This window comes from Thiomonas sp. TH-17 (genome assembly GCF_057473305.1).
In genome coordinates, this window is the sequence record NZ_JBYCKI010000242.1 from 1 (window position 1) to 19,419 (window position 19,419).

19 protein-coding genes, 1 tRNA gene and 1 pseudogene are annotated in these 19,419 nt (G+C 64.3%); 11 read left to right on the top strand and 10 right to left on the bottom strand.

Annotated features, from left to right (window positions below):
* Positions 1–30 precede the first annotated feature (30 nt).
* From AC2VLV_RS14140 to AC2VLV_RS14155, 4 genes are all read right to left on the bottom strand, one after another.
* Positions 31–396: a hypothetical protein gene (locus AC2VLV_RS14140; RefSeq protein WP_486990588.1), complete on the bottom strand. Its 366-nt coding sequence runs from the start codon at positions 394–396 to the stop codon at positions 31–33.
* Positions 397–558: 162 nt separating this feature from the next.
* A tRNA-Met gene (locus AC2VLV_RS14145) sits at positions 559–635 on the bottom strand.
* A 31-nt stretch (positions 636–666) separates the two neighbouring features.
* Positions 667–1,452, bottom strand: coding sequence for an enoyl-CoA hydratase (locus AC2VLV_RS14150; RefSeq protein WP_486990589.1), 786 nt, complete (start codon positions 1,450–1,452; stop codon positions 667–669).
* Positions 1,453–1,489: 37 nt separating this feature from the next.
* A complete protein-coding gene (locus tag AC2VLV_RS14155) occupies positions 1,490–3,352 on the bottom strand; it encodes a M61 family metallopeptidase (protein ID WP_486990590.1) in 1,863 nt (620 codons plus the stop codon).
* 163 nt (positions 3,353–3,515) lie between these two features.
* Here AC2VLV_RS14155 and AC2VLV_RS14160 point away from each other — a divergent pair, with 163 nt between their 5' ends.
* From AC2VLV_RS14160 to AC2VLV_RS14180, 5 genes are all read left to right on the top strand, one after another.
* A complete protein-coding gene (locus tag AC2VLV_RS14160; RefSeq protein ID WP_486990591.1) occupies positions 3,516–4,319 on the top strand; it encodes an EAL domain-containing protein in 804 nt (267 codons plus the stop codon).
* A gap of 105 nt (positions 4,320–4,424) precedes the next feature.
* Positions 4,425–5,861 carry an MFS transporter gene (locus AC2VLV_RS14165; RefSeq protein ID WP_486990592.1) on the top strand — a complete coding sequence of 479 codons (1,437 nt, stop codon included), beginning with the start codon at positions 4,425–4,427 and terminating at the stop codon, positions 5,859–5,861.
* A 52-nt stretch (positions 5,862–5,913) separates the two neighbouring features.
* Complete coding sequence (locus AC2VLV_RS14170; RefSeq protein WP_486990593.1) at positions 5,914–6,738, top strand: hypothetical protein; 825 nt, start codon at positions 5,914–5,916, stop codon at positions 6,736–6,738.
* 26 nt (positions 6,739–6,764) lie between these two features.
* On the top strand, positions 6,765–7,310 hold the full coding sequence (locus AC2VLV_RS14175) for an adenine phosphoribosyltransferase (protein ID WP_486990594.1): 546 nt from the start codon (positions 6,765–6,767) through the stop codon (positions 7,308–7,310).
* Between the two features lie 2 nt (positions 7,311–7,312).
* Positions 7,313–7,789 (top strand): LEA type 2 family protein, encoded by a 477-nt coding sequence (locus AC2VLV_RS14180; RefSeq protein ID WP_486990595.1) that lies wholly within the window; start codon positions 7,313–7,315, stop codon positions 7,787–7,789.
* Positions 7,790–7,798: 9 nt separating this feature from the next.
* On the opposite strand, the gene AC2VLV_RS14185 is transcribed toward AC2VLV_RS14180, so the two are convergent.
* Entirely contained in the window at positions 7,799–8,113 is a 315-nt protein-coding gene (locus tag AC2VLV_RS14185; protein ID WP_276706009.1) for a DUF3817 domain-containing protein, read from the bottom strand.
* Between the two features lie 116 nt (positions 8,114–8,229).
* Positions 8,230–9,807 carry a DEAD/DEAH box helicase gene (locus tag AC2VLV_RS14190; protein WP_486990596.1) on the bottom strand — a complete coding sequence of 526 codons (1,578 nt, stop codon included), beginning with the start codon at positions 9,805–9,807 and terminating at the stop codon, positions 8,230–8,232.
* Between the two features lie 271 nt (positions 9,808–10,078).
* Here AC2VLV_RS14190 and ettA point away from each other — a divergent pair, with 271 nt between their 5' ends.
* From ettA to AC2VLV_RS14205, 3 genes are read left to right on the top strand one after another with little or no spacing between them, the layout of a single operon-like run.
* Positions 10,079–11,743 carry an energy-dependent translational throttle protein EttA gene (ettA, locus tag AC2VLV_RS14195; RefSeq protein WP_486990597.1) on the top strand — a complete coding sequence of 555 codons (1,665 nt, stop codon included), beginning with the start codon at positions 10,079–10,081 and terminating at the stop codon, positions 11,741–11,743.
* A 14-nt stretch (positions 11,744–11,757) separates the two neighbouring features.
* Complete coding sequence (locus tag AC2VLV_RS14200) at positions 11,758–12,111, top strand: thioredoxin domain-containing protein (RefSeq protein WP_486990598.1); 354 nt, start codon at positions 11,758–11,760, stop codon at positions 12,109–12,111.
* 31 nt (positions 12,112–12,142) lie between these two features.
* A complete protein-coding gene (locus AC2VLV_RS14205) occupies positions 12,143–13,225 on the top strand; it encodes a 3-deoxy-7-phosphoheptulonate synthase (protein WP_486990599.1) in 1,083 nt (360 codons plus the stop codon).
* Between the two features lie 16 nt (positions 13,226–13,241).
* Here the strand turns inward: AC2VLV_RS14205 and AC2VLV_RS14210 are convergent, their stop codons facing one another.
* Entirely contained in the window at positions 13,242–13,952 is a 711-nt protein-coding gene (locus AC2VLV_RS14210) for a YggS family pyridoxal phosphate-dependent enzyme (protein WP_486990600.1), read from the bottom strand.
* A gap of 150 nt (positions 13,953–14,102) precedes the next feature.
* Between AC2VLV_RS14210 and AC2VLV_RS14215 the strand changes: the two genes are divergently transcribed.
* The 3 genes from AC2VLV_RS14215 (at position 14,103) to AC2VLV_RS14225 (ending at position 17,065) form a co-directional block, all read left to right on the top strand.
* Positions 14,103–15,149: a type IV pilus twitching motility protein PilT gene (locus tag AC2VLV_RS14215; protein WP_486990601.1), complete on the top strand. Its 1,047-nt coding sequence runs from the start codon at positions 14,103–14,105 to the stop codon at positions 15,147–15,149.
* An 80-nt stretch (positions 15,150–15,229) separates the two neighbouring features.
* Positions 15,230–15,868 (top strand): Crp/Fnr family transcriptional regulator, encoded by a 639-nt coding sequence (locus AC2VLV_RS14220; protein ID WP_486990602.1) that lies wholly within the window; start codon positions 15,230–15,232, stop codon positions 15,866–15,868.
* A gap of 60 nt (positions 15,869–15,928) precedes the next feature.
* The gene (locus AC2VLV_RS14225) at positions 15,929–17,065 is read left to right on the top strand and encodes a PilT/PilU family type 4a pilus ATPase (protein ID WP_486990603.1); all 1,137 of its coding nucleotides are present in this window, start codon (positions 15,929–15,931) and stop codon (positions 17,063–17,065) included.
* Positions 17,066–17,093: 28 nt separating this feature from the next.
* On the opposite strand, the gene AC2VLV_RS14230 is transcribed toward AC2VLV_RS14225, so the two are convergent.
* The 3 genes and pseudogenes from AC2VLV_RS14230 to AC2VLV_RS14240 form a co-directional block, all read right to left on the bottom strand.
* Positions 17,094–17,966 carry a DUF429 domain-containing protein gene (locus tag AC2VLV_RS14230; RefSeq protein ID WP_486990604.1) on the bottom strand — a complete coding sequence of 291 codons (873 nt, stop codon included), beginning with the start codon at positions 17,964–17,966 and terminating at the stop codon, positions 17,094–17,096.
* Positions 17,963–19,084: an A/G-specific adenine glycosylase gene (gene mutY / locus AC2VLV_RS14235; protein ID WP_486990605.1), complete on the bottom strand. Its 1,122-nt coding sequence runs from the start codon at positions 19,082–19,084 to the stop codon at positions 17,963–17,965. The genes AC2VLV_RS14230 and mutY overlap by 4 nt, the downstream gene beginning before the upstream one ends.
* Before the next feature lie 80 nt (positions 19,085–19,164).
* Positions 19,165–19,419: pseudogene (locus AC2VLV_RS14240) on the bottom strand (dynamin family protein); the annotation flags it as partial.

Genomic DNA, 19,419 nt, shown 5'->3' on the forward strand with positions numbered 1-19,419 from the left:
AGACCTTTTTCGTCACGATGGAAGCGTCCGTCAATTGCTGAAAAACAGCCCGCACTGTCCCGGCGCCTTGGGCAACTGAAGCTGGCTGGCCGCGGTATTGCTCACCAGCCACACGCGAAACACATTGCCCATCGCGTCGGTCTGAAATACCACCGGGGCCTGTAGTCCGTTGAGCTGGTTGCGGGGAATGATGCGGTTTAGCGGGCTGATCACGCGCGCGCCTGGGCCGAGGGTGTAATCGGTGCAGTTGATGCTGACGTTCGGAAACGCGCCAAACGTCGCCTGGCCCTGCAGACTGCCCATCGGGTAATTCATCTGCGCGTGAGCCGCGCCCAGGCCGCCCAGGCACAGCGCCGCCCCAAGCGCCATCCGACGCAGCAACGGTTGATGTTTCATGGCCGACTCCTTGGACAAACAACGGTTCACTTGGCGCGCAAAACAAAAAAGCCCAGGCAATTCTGCATGGGCTTGGATCAGCGCCCACGAAATTCGGCGCATGGGGTGAAAACAGGGTGCAAACGAGAAGCCTACGAAAAAACGATTCAGGCTGAAAAATGATGGTGGCGCTTCAGGGACTCGAACCCCGGACCTGCGGATTATGATTCCGTCGCTCTAACCGGCTGAGCTAAAGCGCCAACACGAAAACAAGCCGCGCAGTATAGCGCATCATTTGTTCGTGAAAAGCGGTTTTCGTTTTTCCAGGAAAGCCGCCATGCCTTCCTTCTGGTCGGCCGTGGCGAACAGCGACTGAAACAGCCGACGCTCGAAACGCAAACCTTCGGACAGCGACGATTCAAACGCGCGGTTCGCGCTCTCCTTGGCCATGAGCACCGAAGGCTGCGAGAAGCCGGCAATGGTTTCGGCCATCGCCACGGCTTCAGTGAGTACGTGCTCCAACGGCACGACCCGCGCGACCAGACCGCTGCGCTCGGCCTCAAGCGCGTCCATCATCCGGCCGGTGAGGATCAGATCCATGGCCTTGGCTTTGCCCACGGCGCGTGTCAGGCGCTGGGTGCCGCCTGCGCCGGGAATGATGCCGAGTTTGATTTCGGGCTGACCGAATTGGGCGTTGTCGGCGGCCACGATGAGATCGCACATCATCGCCAGCTCGCAGCCCCCGCCCAGCGCGAAGCCGCGAACGGCGGCAATCACTGGTTTGCGAGTCTGCATCATCGCTTCCCAGTTGCGGGTGATGAAGTCTTCGGTGTAGCTGGCGGGAAAGGTCTTCATCGCCATGGCGGAGATGTCGGCCCCGGCGGCAAACGCCTTGTCGCTGCCGGTGACGATCATGCAGCCGATGGCTGGATCGGCGTCAAATGCTTTCAGCGCGTCGCCCAGCGCGTCCATCAGGGCGTCGTTCAGGGCGTTGAGTTGCTTGGGGCGATTGAGGGTGATGAGGCCGACGTGGCCTCGGGTTTCGGTGAGGACGGTGGCGTCGTCAGGGGTCTCCATGGGCATCTCCTAAAGGGTCATTCAAGAGCATTGTGCGTCACAGTGCGGCGCCCATCCAGGCGCTCAGAAGTTGGCGCTGCGCGGTGCGAGGTTTGTCGGTCAGGCGCAGTTGCACGCGGCTGTCGGGCAGCGCAAACCAGGGCGTTTCGCTGTGCTGCTCCAGGTCTTGCCGCAGCCAGGTGAGACGCCACACGTCGCCCGCGCGGGCCTGCGTGTGGCGGCGCTCGATCACGCTTTTGCGCGCCCGCTCGCTGTCCAGCGTGAGCAGCAGATCGCCAGCGGCCAGCCCGGCGCGTTCGGCCCAGCCGCCGTTGCGCACGCGCTGCACGCTCAGCCAGCCGCCGGCCTGCTCCTGCGCGGCCAGCCCCAGCGCGTCGAGCGGAGTGTCTTGCTGCGAGGTCCATTGAATGCCGAAGTCTGCGAACTGGGCCTTGACGGGGGGCAGTTCAGTTCCGTGAACATGGCGACGGAAGAAGGCGCGCCAGTCGAGGCCGCTCACTTCCTTGAGCAGCGCGGGCAGGGCGTCTTCGGCCACGCCTTCTGCGCGCAGCGGCGCGTCGGCGCGGCCATAGCGCGTCCACAACAGGCGCATCACGTCGTCCAGCGTGGCCCGGCTCTCGCGGCGCAGCCGCAGGTCGATGGACAAGGCCACCAGCGCGCCGAGCTGGTAGTAGCTCACCGTGGTGTTGGTGGTGTTTTCATCCGGGCGGTAATACTTGGTCCAGGCATCGAAGCTGGCTTCGGCCACGCTTTGAACCTGACGCCCGGGCGTGCGCTGCACCGCGCCGAGGGTGCGGGCCAGGCCGTCGAGGTACTGCTGCGGTGTGATCAGCCCCGCGCGCAACACCATCAGATCGTCGTAATACGCGGTGAAACCCTCGAACAGCCACAGCAGGGTGGTGGGGTTTTCGCCTTCCAGGTCGTACGGCGTGAAGGCCTGCGGCTTGATGCGCTTGACGTTCCAGGCGTGGAAGTATTCGTGGCTGCACAGACCGAGAAAGTCGCGGTAGTCGCTGTCGGCGCCTTGCAAGCGCGGATGCGGCAGGCTGCGGCGGGCGCACATCAGGGCGGTGCTGTCGGCATGTTCCAGCCCGCCGTAGCCCTCGGCGGTCGGTGCGACCATGAACAGATACTCTGCAAACGGTGCGTGCTTGCTGCGGGGCTCGAACAGGGCGATCTGCGCACTGCAGATGCGCTTGAGGTCGCGCGCCAGCCGCCGGGTATCCACGGTGGTGTCGCGCGGCAGATGACCTTGGGCAATGACCATGGCATGCGGGGCCCCGCCGGCACTGAACTCCAGCCGCAGCAGTTCACCCATTTCAACGGGATGGTCGATCAGCGCGTCGTAGTTTGCCGCGCGTCGGCTGCCGAAGCCATTGGCGTCGCATTGAGCCGCAGGCAAGGTGGTGGCCAGCGTCCATTGCGGTGCGAAGTCGGGGCAGGCGAGGGTGACGGTGTGCGGCTGCTGCTCGCGCCCAGCGGCTGCGAGCAGCAGGCTGCTGGCGTTGAAAAAACCGCGCTGGGTATCGAGGTAGGCCGTGCGCACCGAGAGATCGAAGGCATACACCAAGTAGCGCAGCCGCAGCGGCCCGTTGCAGGGGGAGGCGCGCCAGCGGTTCTTGGCGATCTTGTGTAGTGCGATGGGCTTGTCGGCGCACCAGGCCTGCACCTGCAAGACATGGCGGGCGAACTCGCGCACCAGATAGCTGCCGGGAATCCAGACCGGGAGCCAGAACTCCTGCCCCGCGGGTTCAGGGTGGGGCAGGTCGAGCTCGACCGAAAACTGGTGCGCGAGTGCATCGGCAACCGATACGCGGTAGCTCGGGCCGGTCTGCGAACTGTCGGGAAGGGCTTGGGCAAGGGCGGCGGTACGGGGGCGGGGTTGGCGGGAGGAGGTCATGGTGTCGTGCGCGCTGGCATCGATCGCGCGCGTTGTTGTCAGAGAGCACAGAATTTGTAAATCCAGATTTGAGTGTTTCAAAACCCATGCTAACCTGCGGGAAATATTCAGGCTTGGTACTTTCAATAACTATCTTCAACAACGACTAAGCGGCACCTTCATCGTGGAACGCGACGTTTTTTCTGAGATTGCCGCACATGCGGGAGCGGGGGCTCCGGCACTGGTTTATCAGCCGCAGGTGAGTTTCCCGGCGGGCCAGGTCATCGGGCTGGAGGTGTTGTTCCGCTGGCGTGCGGAAGATGCACCGAAGCGGCATTCCCCGCTGATGTTTCTGCCGCAACTGACCCCGGCACAGACCAGCGAGCTGTTTTTCTGGGTGATGGAAGAAGCCATCTCCGAGGCGCGGGTGCTGTCCAACTGGACGGGCTGGAACGGCTATATCTCGGTCAATATCGAGGCCGATCAAATTGGCGATCCGGCGCTGATCGAGCACATCAACAGCACCTTGCAGCGCTACGCCTGGGCGCCCGAGCGTCTGATGGTCGAGGTGACCGAGCGCCGCGCCATTCCGGCCTTTCCCAGCGTGGCGCGCAATGTGCAGTCGCTGCGCAAGTCGGGCGTGCGGGTGGCGATGGACGATTTCGGCGAGGGCTACGCTTCGTTCGAATACCTCAAAATCCTCGATCCGAGCGACATCAAGATTCCGGCCAGCTTCACGGCGGATGTGACCAAGGACGTGCGCAACGCGGAAATCGTGCGCGGACTCGTCGATATCTCCCGACGCCTGTCGATCAACGTGGTCGCCGAGGGCGTGGAGACGCGCGAATGCGCCCAGGCGCTGCACGGCATGGGCCTGCAAAGCATGCAGGGCTATCTGTTCGGCGAGCCGCGCGAACTCGAGGAATGGGCGCAACTGCTCAAACAGCCCGGTGCCAGCGTGTTGCAGCCCAGCGCGGGGGATAAATAGCGTGAATAGGTCCTGAAGCAACGCTTCACGCCAAGTCACATTTCGACACCCCGTCTCCTGTTTTTTCCATCCATCATGGAGGAACGATAAATACAGGAGACAAGCATGAGCACCATCCCGGCGCCCGTCGGCGCTGAAGCGTCTGAAGGCCCCCGTCCCGGCCACCACGGCGCGCCCACCATCGCGGCGCGCATCGACCGCCTCCCTCCCTCGAAGACCGTGCGCAATATGGTCATCCTGCTCTCGCTGGGCGGGCTGTTCGAGTTTTACGACCTGTTCCTGACCGCTTATATCGCGCCCGGCTTGTTCAAAAGCGGGGTGTTCACCGCGACCACCAAAGGGCTGTTCGGCTTTCAGGGTATTGCCAGCTTTGTTGCGGCCTTGTTTCTCGGTTTGTGGGTGGGCACGCTGTTCGTGAGCTGGCTGTCCGACCGGTATGGGCGGCGTTCGGTCTATACCTGGGCCTTGCTCTGGTATTGCGTCGCCACCCTCATCATGGCGTTTCAGCAGACCGCGATGAATATCGACATCTGGCGCTTCATCGCCTCCATAGGCATCGGCCTGGAGATGGTCAACATCGACACCTATGTCTCGGAACTGGCGCCGCAGGCCAAGCGGGGCACGTATTTCGCGATGAATCAGTTCATCACTTTCAGCGCCGTACCGGTGGTCGCATTTCTGGGATGGCTGCTGGTGCCGCATCAGATTGCGGGGCTCGATGGCTGGCGCTGGGTGGCCATCATCGGGGCGCTGGGCGCCATCGTCATCTGGTTCATCCGGCTGCGCCTGCCCGAGTCGCCGCGCTGGCTGGAAGACAAGGGTCGTCATCACGCGGCTGACGCGATTCTCAGCCGCATCGAAAAGCAGGTGGAACGCGAAACCGGTCAGCCTCTGCCCGAGCCGAAGGGCTTTGTGGGCGATGTCGAGCACGTCAAGGCGCGCTGGGGCGAGATATGGGAAGGCGTGTATCGCAAACGCACGGCGATGCTGATTCTGTTCAACATTCTGCAGACCGTGGGCTACTACGGCTTTGCCAGTTGGGCGCCGACCTATCTCATCGCCAAGGGCTTCGACATTCCGAAGTCGCTGCTCTATACCTTCATCATCGCCTTCGCCTATCCGATTTCGTCCCTCATCGGCGCCTCATTCGGCGACCGTTTCGAGCGTAAATGGCTGATCGCCGTGCCCGCGCTGGCCGTGGCGTTGTTTGGCCTGCTGTTCGCCCATGCGCAAGGGGCGGCCGCGATCATTGTGTTCGGCATTGCGGTGGCGTTTTTCAACAACATCATGAGTTACGCCTTCCACGCTTACCAGAGCGAGCTTTACCCCACGCGCATCCGGGCGCGGGCAGTGGGCTTTGTCTATTCGTTCAGCCGCATCAGCGCGGTGTTCACCGGCTTTGTCATCGCCGATCTGCTCAAGACCTCGGGCGACGTTGGCGTGTTCACCTTCATCGCCGCGGCGATGGTTGGCGTGGCGCTGGTCATCGTCATCATGGGGCCGCGAGTGACACAACGGCGGCTGGAGGATATTGCCCGGTAGTGCTTCAGATCGGCGTCGGATAATGGGCCGTCTTCATTCCCTGTGGCCCGCCATGACCTCCACCGATCTCATCGTTCCAGACCCCGCGTTTCGCCGCGTTCCCGCCGGATTCGGCCTGCGCTGGTGGATGGATGGCTGGCGCAGTTTCATGCAGGCGCCGCTGCCCTGGCTGGGCCTGGCCGTGGCGCTGCTCGTGCTGCTGTGGCTGTTGGGCGAGTTGCCGATGGGCGGGCTGCTTTCGCAATGGCTGAGTCTGCCGCTGCTGGCTTTCGGCGTGATCTTTGCGGCGCTGCTTCGCAAGCGGGCGGCGCAGGCGCGAACGATGACGCCACAAGGCATGCCTGTCGAACCCAAAAATGAAGGCACGCTGTCGTCGACCACGCAGAGGTGGACCGGCCGCATCGGCCCGCTGCTGCTGGTCTCCCTGCTGGTGCTCGCGCTGGGTGGGGTGATCGGCGCAGTGATCGTGATGGGGCTGGGCGCGATGTTCGGCCTGGGGCTGGCCAGCTTTGGCGCGTTTGCCAAAGTCATGACCCCCGGCGTAGGCATGGTCGCAGGTGTGGGCGCCTTGGCGGGTTCGCTCATGACCTTGCTGCTCTTGGTTCTGCTGGCACTCTATCTGTTCAGCGTGGCGTTCTGGTTCGTCAATACGCTGGTGGCGCTCGGGGGCGTCAGTCCGTGGAACGCGGTCAAGCTGTCGGTGCGGGCCGGGCTCGCCAATCTGGCGCCCATTACCTTGTTCACCGTGTTGCTGCTGCCGATTTCCATCGTGGCCATGTTGCCGTTCGGTCTCGGCCTGCTGGTGTTGTTTCCCGTGCTGTCGGGTGCGTCGTTTGCGTCGTACCACGACGTCTTTGGCGACGAGGCGGCGACCTGAATTTCCTTTGTTGAATGGGCTCACACATGAATGTCATCGACTATCTGCGCCAACACATCCGCACCGTGCCCGACTGGCCGTCGCCCGGCGTGCAATTCCGCGACATCACGCCGCTGCTGCAGAACCCGCGGGTGTTCCGCGTGCTCATCGACCAGTTCGTGCACCGCTACATGGCCCCCGATCTGCGCCCGGACGTGGTGGCGGGCATCGACGCGCGCGGTTTCATTCTCGGCGCCGTCATCGCCTACGAACTGAATATCGGTTTCGTGCCCATTCGCAAGAAGGGCAAGCTGCCTTTCGACACGGTGTCCGAGGAGTACGAGCTGGAATACGGCAGCGCCACGGTGGAAATTCACACCGACGCGGTGCGGCCGGGCGATTGCGTGCTGCTCATCGACGACCTCATCGCCACCGGCGGCACCATGATGGCCGGCAAGCGTCTGCTCGAAAAGCTCGGGGCCAGCGTGATCGAAGGCGCGGCCATCGTCGATCTGCCCGAACTCGGCGGATCGCAAATGCTGCGCGATGCAGGCCTGCCGCTGTTCACCCTGGTGGATTTCGCCGGACATTGATGGTGCTGCGGCTGATCAGAAACTGGCGAGGTTTGCTGCCCGCACTGATGTGCGCGGCGACCCTGTTCGCCTCGCCGCCTGCGCAGGCCCAGCAAGCCGCCGTGGCGCCGGAGGTGTCGATTCGCAGTGTGGACAGCATCGCCCTGCAAGGCGCAACCGCCATCCTCGATCTCACCCTGAATATTCGCAACACTGGGGGTCTGGCCCTGCCGCTGCAGAAACTGCGGTTTCAGATCCAGTTCAACGGCCTGGACGTGGCGCAGGGCGTGAGCACCGCGCCCGTCACCATCGCAGCGCAGCAGCAGGCGCAGGTTCCGGTGCAGGTCGAGGTCAACAGCGCAACACTGCTGAGCCTCATCGCTACCCTGCCGTCGGACGGCACGGTGCGCTACGTGATTCAGGGGACAGCCGAGATCGGCCAGACGATGCTGCAGATACCCTTCACCCACAGCGGGGCGGTGCGATTGACTCTGCAGTAGCGCAGTCGCTCAGACTGCTGCCGCAGGCGCTTTGTCGAGTTGGCGACGCATCATGCGGTGCGACCACAGACCGCCAAACGGAATGAGCGAGGCGAGGAAAACGCCCAGGCTGCGCAAGGGCGAGAGCTGCCCGCGCGAGAGCGTCACCACCAGTGCGATCGTGGCCCAGATGAACAGAGCACCGTGAATCGGCCCGATGATTTTCACGCCCGCAGGCCAATCTGCCGCGTACTTCAGCGGCACGGCCAGCAGCACCAGGGCGATGAGCGACGAGCCTTCGACCAGCGCCATGACGCTGAGATGATGAAGCGGGGACTTGAACATGCGCGAAACTCCGATGAATCGAGACAGATGCGCGAAATGCTATGTCCCGAAAAATCCCCTACGACGCAAATGCGACCGAGCGAGTCCCGAGGAATTGCTCGATCGCAATTCCTGCGTCAGCGAGTGCGCTGACCCCCGCCCTGGCGGCGCTGGCCGCCGAAGCCAGCAGCTTGTCCACCGCCAGAAGGGCGGCGTCCACGGCCCTGGCCGTTGCGCATGTGCGGAGGCAGGTCAAGTTCGACCCACGGCGTGCTTTGCCAGGAATCGGCACGGCGTTCCGGTGGCAGGCCGCCTGCGGCAGTGGATGCGCCAGCTGATTTGTTGCCGTTGCCCGATTGGCGCTGGCCTTGCGGTTTGGCGCTGGCGGGTGTCTGGGCGCGCCCCTGGCCATGACCGGGGCCGTTGCGGCTTGCGCTGCGATTACCTGCGCTTGCACCGTTGCGGCGTTGACCTTGGCCACCGCCTGCGCCGCCTCCGCCATTGCCGCCGCGACGTTCGCCGCCGTGCAGCACGGTGCGGCCCATGACGATGGGCTGGGCCTTGGCGTTGGGGTCGGGCTCGAAGCCGGGAATGACTTCCTGCGTGATGGGGTTGCGCACCAACTTCTCGATGTCGCGCAGGAAGCCGAGCTCGTCCACGCAGACCAGCGAAATGGCTTGCCCGTTGCTACCCGCGCGGCCGGTGCGGCCGATGCGATGCACGTAGTCTTCGGGGATGTTGGGCAGTTCGTAGTTCACCACGACCGGAAGCTGGTCGATGTCGATGCCGCGCGCGGCGATGTCGGTGGCCACCAGAACCTGCAGCTTGCCGCTTTTGAAATCGGCCAAGGCGCGCAGGCGTGCAGACTGGGTTTTGTTGCCGTGAAAACCAGTGGCGACGATGCCGTCCTTGTCGAGCTGTTCGGCCAGGCGGTTGGCACCGTGCTTGGTGCGGGTGAACACCAGGGTCTGCGGCCAGTTGCGTTCGCGGATGAGGTGGACCAGCATGTCGCGCTTGCGCTCGCGGTCGACCGGGAACACGATCTGTTCGACCAGGTCGGCAGTGGCGTTCTGGCGTGCGACCGCAACCTGCTGCGGGTTGACCAAAAAGTCACCGGCCAGCCGCTTGATTTCTTCAGAGAAGGTGGCGGAGAACAGCAGGTTTTGACGTTGCTTGGGCAGCAGGGCGACGATGCGGCGCATGTCGTGCACGAAGCCCATGTCGAGCATGCGGTCGGCTTCGTCGAGCACCAGCATTTGCACGGCGGACAGGTCGATATTGCGCTGGCTTTGGTGGTCAAGCAGGCGGCCGGGCGTGGCCACCACGATGTCCATGCCGCGCGCCAGGGCGTTGATCTGCGGCTGCATGCCCACGCCGCCATACATCGCCATGCTGTGCAGTTTGAGATGTCGCCCGTAGGCGGCCAGGTTCTCGTGCACCTGCGCGGCAAGTTCGCGGGTGGGGGTGAGGATCAGGGCGCGAGGAATGACCTTGCCCTTGGCGTTGCGGGCGGGTTCGCCGCCGCCCAGGCGCTGCAGCATGGGCAGGGTGAAGCCCGCCGTTTTGCCGGTGCCGGTTTGCGCGGCGGCCAGCAGGTCATGGCCTGCGAGCACAACCGGAATGGCCTGGAGTTGAATGGGAGTGGGCTCGGTGTAGCCTTGTTCGGCAACAGCGCGCACGAGGGGCTCGATCAAGCCCAGATCTTGAAAAGACATGTGAAAAACTTTCGGGAGCGGTGTGTGAACCGATCCAGGACTCTGCCACCGCGCTTGAAGAAGCGCGCCAGTCTGCAACAGATGGAGTGGGCCGAGAGGCTCGGCAGGAGTCAAAAGTGACTGCGGCTGGGAGACTGGACATGACCGCTGGGCGCTATGGTAATGGAATTCATGCTGCTGCGCGTCATGACCGTGGCCTTGCAGCGACAATAGCGGTTTGCCCCATGGGATGCGGGCGCGCAGTCTTCTCTAAAACAGGTCTGAAACACAGATGGCTCAATACGTTTTCACCATGAACCGGGTCGGCAAGATCGTCCCGCCCAAGCGTCAGATTCTCAAGGACGTTTCACTGAGTTTTTTCCCCGGCGCCAAGATTGGCGTGCTTGGCCTGAATGGTTCGGGCAAGTCAACCCTGCTCAAGATTATGGCCGGGGTGGATACCGACATTGAAGGCGAAGCCATGCCGATGGCGGGCTTGCGCATCGGCTACCTGCCGCAAGAGCCGCAGCTCGATCCGGCGCAGACCGTGCGCGAGGCGGTGGAAGAGGGCCTGGGCGGTGTGCTCGCCGCCAAGAAACGGCTGGAAGAGGTGTATGTGGAATACGGCGACGCCGATGCCGACTTCGACAAGCTGGCGGAAGAGCAGGCGCAGCTCGAAGCCATCATCGCCGCGGGCGAGGGCGACAACACCGATCTGCAGATGGAAGTGGCCGCCGATGCACTGCGTCTGCCGGCTTGGGACGCGATTGTCGGCCCGCTGTCTGGCGGTGAGAAGCGCCGCGTGGCGCTGTGCCGTCTGTTGCTCTCCAAGCCCGATATGCTGCTGCTCGACGAGCCCACCAACCACCTCGACGCCGAGAGCGTGGACTGGCTGGAGCAGTTCCTGCACCGCTTCGCGGGCACCGTGGTGGCCGTGACCCACGACCGCTATTTCCTCGACAACGCGGCCGAGTGGATTCTCGAACTCGACCGCGGTTCGGGCATTCCGTTCAAGGGCAATTACAGCAACTGGCTGGAGCAGAAGGAAGCGCGGCTGGAGCAGGAGTCGCGCAGCGAGGCGTCTCACCTCAAGACCATGAAGCAGGAATTGGAGTGGGTGCGGCAAAACCCGAAAGGGCGCCAGTCCAAAAGCAAGGCGCGCATGGCGCGGTTCGAAGAGCTGTCGAGTATCGAGTACCAGAAGCGCAACGAGACCAACGAGATTTTCATCCCCGTGGCCGATCGCCTGGGCAATGAGGTCATCGAGTTCAAGAACGTGCGCAAGGCGCACGGCGAGCGGCTGTTGATCGAGAACTTGAGCTTCAAGCTGCCGCCGGGCGCCATCGTCGGCGTCATCGGCCCCAACGGCGCGGGCAAGTCCACGCTGTTCCGCATGATTGCGGGCAAGGACAAACCCGATGCCGGCGAGATCACGGTCGGGCCCACGGTCAAGCTGGTGTACGAAGACCAGAGCCGCGAGGCTCTGCCCGACGACAAGACGGTGTGGGAAGCGATTTCCGACGGGCTGGACATTCTCAATGTGGGCAAATTCCAGGTGCCCTCGCGCGCCTACTGCGGGCGGTTCAATTTCAAGGGCGGCGATCAGCAGAAGATCGTGGGCAAACTCTCCGGCGGGGAGCGTGGGCGGCTGCATCTGGCCAAGACCCTGATTTCCGGCGGCAACGTGCTGCTGCTCGATGAGCCTTCCAACGACCTCGACGTCGAAACCCTGCGCGCGCTCGAAGATGCGCTGCTCGAGTTCGCGGGCTGCATCATGGTGTCGAGCCACGACCGCTGGTTCCTCGACCGCATCGCCACCCACATCCTCGCGGCCGAGGGCGATTCGCAGTGGACGTTCTTTTCCGGCAACTATCAGGAATACGAGGCCGACAAGAAGCGCCGTCTGGGCGAGGAGGGCGCACGGCCGCACCGCCTGCGCTTCAAGGCGCTGCGGTAAACCGCCCGCCGGTGATGGAGCCGCTGCTCGTAGCCTGTCTGTGCGCGCAGTGGTGCGGCATCTGCCGCGACTGGCGTGAGGGCTTCGACGCGCTGGCGGCGCAACTGCCGCCCGATCTCGTGGTGCGCTGGGCCTGGATCGACGTGGAGGATCGCGCCGATGCGCTGGGCGACTACGAGCCGCCCAATTTTCCGGTTCTGGCGGTGCAGCGGGGCGGCGACCTGCTCTATTGCGCGCCGCTGCCTCAGCAGCCTGCGCTCTGGTTGCGGGTGCTGACCGAGCTGACTCGCGTAGACGGTGCGGCGGCCCAGCAACTGGCGCAGCAGGCTGCCAAGGCCGGGCTGCCCGATCTGCGGAGCCTGGTCTAGCTTCTTAGGAATTTCTCATTCAAGGATGGCCATGTCGACGCGTATCGCCGATCTCCACATTGCGCGGGAAGAGCTGTTGCCCACGCCGAACGAATTGCGGGCCGAAGTGCCCGTCAGCGAGGCCCAGGCGCAGGTCGTCGCCCGCGCGCGCCAGACGGTGCACGACATCGTGCGGGGCGATGACGACCGGCTGATGGTCGTCGTCGGGCCTTGCTCCATCCATGACACCGCGGCGGCGATTGAGTACGCGCGGCGTCTGCGCGAGGTGGCCTCGCGCTTCGACGATGCCTTGTTTCTGGTGATGCGGGTGTATTTCGAGAAGCCCCGCACCCGTCTGGGCTGGAAGGGCATGATCTACGACCCCGATCTGGACGGCCGCGGCGACCTTCACAAGGGTTTGCTCAAGGCGAGAGGCCTGCTGGTGGAATGCGCGCAGCTGGGCGTTCCGGCCGCTTCTGAGATTCTCGATCTGGTCACGCCGCAGTACTACGCCGAGCTGCTGAGCTGGGGCGCCATCGGCGCCCGCACCACCGAAAGCCCGCTGCATCGGCAGATGGCCTCGGCGCTGTCGGCCCCGCTGGGGTTCAAGAACCCGACCAGCGGCAAGCTGCAGACGGCGGTGGACGCCATCGTGGTGGCGGCGCAATCTCACCGATTTCCTTCCATCTCACTCGACGGCCGGGCCATGGTGATCACCACGACCGGCAATGCCGATTGCCACCTCGTCCTGCGGGGCGGCGACGCGGGGCCGAATTTCGATGCCGCCAGTGTGGACGCAGCCGTGGCAGCGCTGCAGGCGGCCGATCTGCCCGGCCGGGTGATGATCGACTGCAGCCATGCCAACAGCCGCAGCGACTATCGGCGCCAGCCGCAGGTGGCGGCCGAGATCGGTGCGCAGATCGCCGCGGGCCGCCGCCACATTCTCGGCATCATGCTGGAGAGCCATCTGGTCGAGGGCAAGCAGGCGCTCACGGCGGATCTGTCGGCGCTGCAGTACGGGCAGAGCATCACCGATGGCTGCATCGGCTGGGAGCCCACGTTGACCGTCCTTGGCCAACTGGCCGACGCGGTTCGCAGAGGTCGGGGGTTGACCGGCTTGCGCAGGACGAGCTGAGACGCCCCGCTGCAGCTCAGGCGGAAGGGCGGCGTGCACCGAAAATCGCGGAACCTACGCGCACGATGGTGGCGCCTTCCAGAATCGCCGCCTCAAGATCGGCGCTCATGCCCATGGACAGCGTATCGAGCGTCAGACCGTGCTCGGCGGCGATGGCGTCGCGCAGCTCGCGTAGCCGGGCGAAGGGCGCACGTTGTGCGGCGGCGTCGGCTTTGGGCTCGGGAATGCACATCAACCCGCGCAGACGCATCCGGGGCAGGCCGGCCACGGCTGCGGCCAGCGCTGATGCGTCTTCCGGCCGCACGCCGCTTTTGGTGGTCTCGCCATCCACATTGACCTGGATGCAGACCTGCAGCGGCGCCCGTTCGGCGGGCCGCTGGTCGCTCAGACGCTGGGCCAGCTTGAGGCGGTCGATGCTGTGCACCCAGTCGAAATGTTCGGCGACGTCGCGGGTCTTGTTGCTTTGCAGCGGGCCGATGAAATGCCATTGCAGCGCGGGCCAGTCCGGGCGCAGCGTGGCGATCTTGTCCACCGCTTCCTGCACATAGTTCTCGCCGAAATCGGTTTGCCCGAGTGCGGCGGCGCGGGCGATGTCTTCTGCGGGAAAGGTTTTGGACACCGCCAGCAGGGCGACGGATCGCGGATCGCGCCCGGCTGCTGCGGCGGCTTGTGCGATGCGCTGGCGCACCGTGGACAGAGGCTGGGCGAGAGGGGAGGCGAGGGACATGGGCCAACAAAATCTGGATTGATACAACAATTCCACACCGGTCGACCCGCCGAATTGCGGGAAACCGTCGTTCTGACCTTAAGATAGCCCAATCGATAGTCGAATAGCTGACGCACCGTCACGCACAAGCTTGCTCGGGGGAGACATCGCTTGGATATCACACAACTGCTCGCATTCAGCGTCAAGAACGACGCCTCCGATCTGCACCTCTCGGCGGGGCTGCCGCCCATGATCCGCGTGCACGGCGACGTGCGGCGCATCAACGTCGAGCCGCTCGACCACAAGGCGGTGCACGCCATGGTGTACGACATCATGAGCGATTCGCAGCGCAAGCATTACGAGGAGTTCCTCGAGGTCGACTTCTCCTTCGAGGTGCCGCAACTGGCGCGCTTCCGGGTCAATGCCTTCAACCAGGCGCGCGGCGCCGGTGCGGTCTTCCGCACCATTCCGAGCAAGGTGCTTACCCTCGACGATCTCAACGCACCGAAAATCTTCGCCGATCTGGCGCTCAAGCCGCGCGGTCTGGTGCTGGTGACCGGGCCGACGGGTTCGGGCAAGTCGACCACCCTGGCGGCGATGATCAATCATTACAACGAGACCGAGTACGGCCACATCCTCACCATCGAAGACCCCATCGAGTTTGTGCACCAGTCCAAAAAGGCGCTCATCAATCAGCGCGAAGTCGGGCCGCATACCCTGAGCTTTTCCAATGCGCTGCGCTCGGCGCTGCGCGAAGACCCGGACGCGATTCTGGTGGGCGAAATGCGCGACCTCGAAACCATCCGCTTGGCGCTCACCGCTTCCGAAACCGGCCACCTGGTGTTCGCCACCCTGCACACCTCGTCGGCGCCCAAGACCATCGACCGTATCGTCGACGTGTTCCCGGCGGAAGAAAAGGAAATGGTGCGCGCCATGCTGTCGGAAGCCCTGATCGGCGTGATCTCGCAGACGCTGTGCAAGAAAAAAGACGGTTCCGGCCGGGTGGCGGCGCACGAAATCATGATCGGCACGCCGGCCATCCGCAATCTGATCCGCGAGAACAAGATTGCGCAGATGTATTCCATGATCCAGACCAGCCAGTCTTTCGGCATGCAGACCCTCGACCAGAATCTGGCCGATCTGGTCAAGCGCAACATGATCTCCGCCACCGAAGCGCGCACCAAGGCCAAGCAGCCCGAAAACTTCCCCGGCGCCTGAGCCGGCCCAGACGCACTATCTGCGCAATCCGCACTGCATTACACACTCCGCACTCCCTTCCCACTCGCACCCAGCAGGCCATGAAACTATTCGACAAACTCCGCGCCGGTTCGCGCAAAGACGGGGTGGACGATGCGCCCGAGTCTCAGTTCTTCACGACCGGCTTCCATGACGCAGAAGTCTCCAGCCTGGAGTCTGTGGTCGATTGGTCGCAGCGCTCGGCCGAGATCGGTGTGACCAAGCTGTCTCGCAGCACCGGCGGCCAGCGCCTGCTCGAACTCTGGCAGCAAGACAAATACATGGCCGGCCTGACGCCCGCCGACCTGGAGCGCTGCGTCAAGTACTTTCATTTCTACACCGTCAAGGCGGGTGCCGATCTCATTGCGCAGGGCGAGACGGGCAGCTTCATGGTCGTTCTGCTGCGCGGCGCGGTGGCGGTCGATCGCATGCAACCCTGGGGCGACAGACTGCGCCTCACCGAAGTGCGCGCAGGCAGCATGCTGGGTGAGATGTCGCTGGTTGACGCCGCGCCGCGCTGGTCGTACTGCACGACGCTGACGGACAGCGAGATTGCGGTGCTCGAAGCCAGCGATCTCGACCGCATGATTGCGCAAGACCCGGCTGCGGCCTGCCGTCTCATCGGCTCGCTGGCGCGCCGTTTGTCGCTGCGGCTGCGCAAGCTCAGTGCGCGGGTCGCCGCGACTTCGCCCGGCGGTTGATGCGCGCGGCTGGCGGCATGAACCACCGTATTCAAAACATGAACAAGCGCTGGGGGGCGTATGGATCGTGATCAGGCTTCAAAATTCATCAACGATCTGCTCAAGCTGATGATCAGCCGGGGCGGCTCGGATCTGTTTCTCACGGCCGATTTTCCGCCGGCGATCAAGGTCGATGGCGCCGTCTCCAAGCTGTCGTCGCAGGCGCTCAGCAGCCAGCACACGCTGGCGCTGGCGCGCTCGATCATGAACGACAAGCAGTCGGCCGAGTTCGAGCGCACCAAAGAGTGCAACTTCGCCATCTCCCCGGCCGGGCTCAGCCGCTTCCGCTGCAATGCCTTCATCCAGCAGGGCAAGGTGGGCATCGTGCTGCGGCAGATCCCGCAAGACTTGCCGTCCATCGATAGCCTGGAATTGCCGCCAGTGCTCAAGACGCTGGCGATGCACAAGCGCGGTCTCATCATTTTTGTCGGCGCCACGGGCTCGGGCAAATCGACCTCGATGGCCGCCATGCTCGATTTCCGCAACGAAAATTCGCACGGCCACATCATCACGGTGGAAGACCCCATCGAGTTCGTGCATCCGCACAAGAACTGCATCGTGACCCAGCGTGAAGTCGGGCTCGACACCGACAGTTGGGGGGCCGCGCTCAAGAACACCCTGCGTCAGGCGCCCGACGTCATTCTGATGGGCGAAATCCGCGACCGCGAGACCATGGAGCACGCGGTCGTGTTTTCCGAAACCGGTCACCTGGTGCTGGCCACGCTACACGCCAACAACGCCAACCAGGCGCTCGATCGCATCATCAATTTCTTCCCCGAAGAACGGCGCGCGCAACTGCTGATGGACTTGTCGCTCAATCTGCGGGCGCTGGTGTCGCAGCGGCTGGTGCCCCTGCAAACCGGCAAGGGGCGCGTGGCCGCGGTGGAGGTCATGATCAATTCGCCGCTGATCGCCGATCAGATCTTCGAAGGCAAGCTCACCGAGATCAAGGACGTGATGCGGCGGTCGCGCGAGCTGGGTATGCAGACCTTCGATCAGTCGCTATTCGAGTTGTTCGATGCCGAGAAGATCAGCTACGAGGATGCGCTGCGCAACGCCGATTCGGTCAACGATCTGCGGCTGCGCATCAAACTCGACAGCAAGCGCGCCCGCAATGCCGACATTGGCAGCGATACCGGGCATCTGGCCATCGTCTGATTTTTGAGGCGCAGGGGTTTGTCGTAGCTCAGGGCTGAGGCACGCTAACGATCCATCCTTCGGCCGGGTCGATGGCGTCCGGAAGTCCATAGCCTCGATGCCGCCTCAGGCAGGCCCACGCTGCCTGCATCAGGCAGAGCGCAGCGTCCAGCGTGTCGCCGCGCGCGTCGAGCCGCATGTGATTACGCTGTTCATCGGAGCACTGCAGACGGATGTCCAGCGGGTGACGCCCGCTTTCCATCGACGCCAGCAGGAAGTCGCGCGCGGCTTCACGTTCGGCGGTCTGCTTCGCGGGGGCATCACTTTTGTAGCTGCGCCGCCCCAGAACGGCACGGGCGGCATGGCCCGGATAGGCTTCGAGCGCCACACGCAGCGGATCGCCACCGCGCAGACCCGGCAGCGTGACCCCCGCATCGAGCAGCAAAGGCGCTGCCGCGTGCAGCATCCAGGCGACGGGCGGATTCACCCATTTCATCGACGGCGAAGACCCCGCGGGCTGATCGCAGGCGCGGTGGGCGAATTTCGCCCCTGCAGGGCGGGCGGCACAAAAGCTGCGGAAGACTTCGCGCAGTTGCGCGCGGCTCTGGTGGCGCAGATGCGAGATCAGCCGCTCCCAAGGCAGTGGGGCTTCGTCTTGCCGATGGCCGGGCCAGCGCAGAGTGTCGATCAACTCGCGCGGCAGGCCGAACGGCAGGTCGAAGGCGCCGATCCAGGGGCCGGGTGTCTGTAGCCACTGACCGAACGACGCCAGCGTGTCGAGCCGGTTGAAGTCCTGGAGGATCACGGTGTGCGATGGTTCTTGATCCAGCCGTCCCCGCGCGATCACGATGGGTTTGCGCCGATTGGGCGCACTGCTGAAATCGACGCCGAACAACGTGATGTCGTCGTCTGCCCCGTTCATTCGTGCAGCACGGCCGGGGGTGGAGCGTCAGCAGGCGGAACTTGCTGCAGCAACAGGCTGCGAACTGGCGCGGGCAGCCCCAGCTGCGCGGCGTGTTCAAGGTCGAGCCATTGGCCCTGTGGCTCCGCGGCCCTGGGCTGGGCTTGGACGTCGACGAGCAAGGGGCGCACGGTCAGCTCGAAATGGGTGAACGCATGGCGAAACGGCGCCAATTCTCTCTGGCCGATCACCTGCCCGATCTGCGCGGCGAACTGCAGCGCCTGCTCGGGCGCATCGAATTGCGGCAGGCTCCACAGCCCTGGCCAGAGGCCCAGTTGCGGGCGCTTTTCCAGCCAGCAAAGACCGTCCGGCGAGTTGCGCAACCAGAGCATGACAGTGCTGCGCTGCGGGCGGCTTTTGCGCGCCGCCTTGCGTACGGGCAGGCGCTGCGGATCACCCGCCAAATGGGCGCGGCAATCCGTGGCAAAAGGACATTCGGTGCAGGCGGGCTGGCGCGGCTTGCACACGGTGGCGCCCAGATCCATCAGCCCCTGCGTGTAGGCGGCGATGTCTTGCGCCTCGGGCAGCAGGCTGCGCGCGAGCGACCAGAGCTTGCGCGTGGTGGCCGTTGTGGGAACCGGATCGTCGATGCCGTGACTGCGGCAGAGCACGCGCTGCACATTGCCGTCGAGAATGGCGGCGCGCTCGTCGAAGCAGAACGCGGCAATCGCCGCCGCCGTGGAGGGGCCGATGCCCGGCAGCGTGGCGAGGCTTTCCGCCGTTTGCGGGAACGCGCCGCCATGCATTTCGACCACGATCTGTGCACACCGGTGCAGATTGCGGGCGCGCTGGTAGTAGCCCAGCCCGCTCCAGACCGCCAGCACGGCATCTTCAGGCGCCGCGGCGAGCGCCTGAACCGTGGGGAACAGGGCGGTGAAACGCGCGTAGTAATCGATGACCGTGGCGACCTGCGTTTGCTGCAGCATGATCTCCGACAACCAGACCCGGTAGGGATCGCGCACCTGCCAGGGCAGATCGTGCCGCCCGTGCTGGCGCTGCCAGCGCACCAGGCGGCTGGCGAAATGCGGCAGAGCTGGCGCTGAGAGGCTGTGGGGGGCGGCTGGGGCTGGATCGGGCACGGTGGGCAGATCGACACTGCGGGGCAGCGGCGCTCAAACGAATTGAGCGCCGCATTGTGCCAGCCCTTCGCGGCGAGCGTTTACGCGGCGATCAAGCGACGAATCTGATCGCTCAGCCCGCGTTGCAGCACGTCGATCTGGGCGATTTGCTTCTGCAATTCGTCAATACGGTCGTGCAGGCTGTCTTTGGTGTCTTCGATGCGTTGCAGCGTGGTGAGTCGGCGGTTGAGTTGCTTCTTGCGCTCGCGCACCTGACTGTCGAGCTGGGCGATGGCTGAGCGGTCCCAGTTTTCGATATCGCGCAGGGCGCGCTCGAACAGATCGCGCACCCGCGA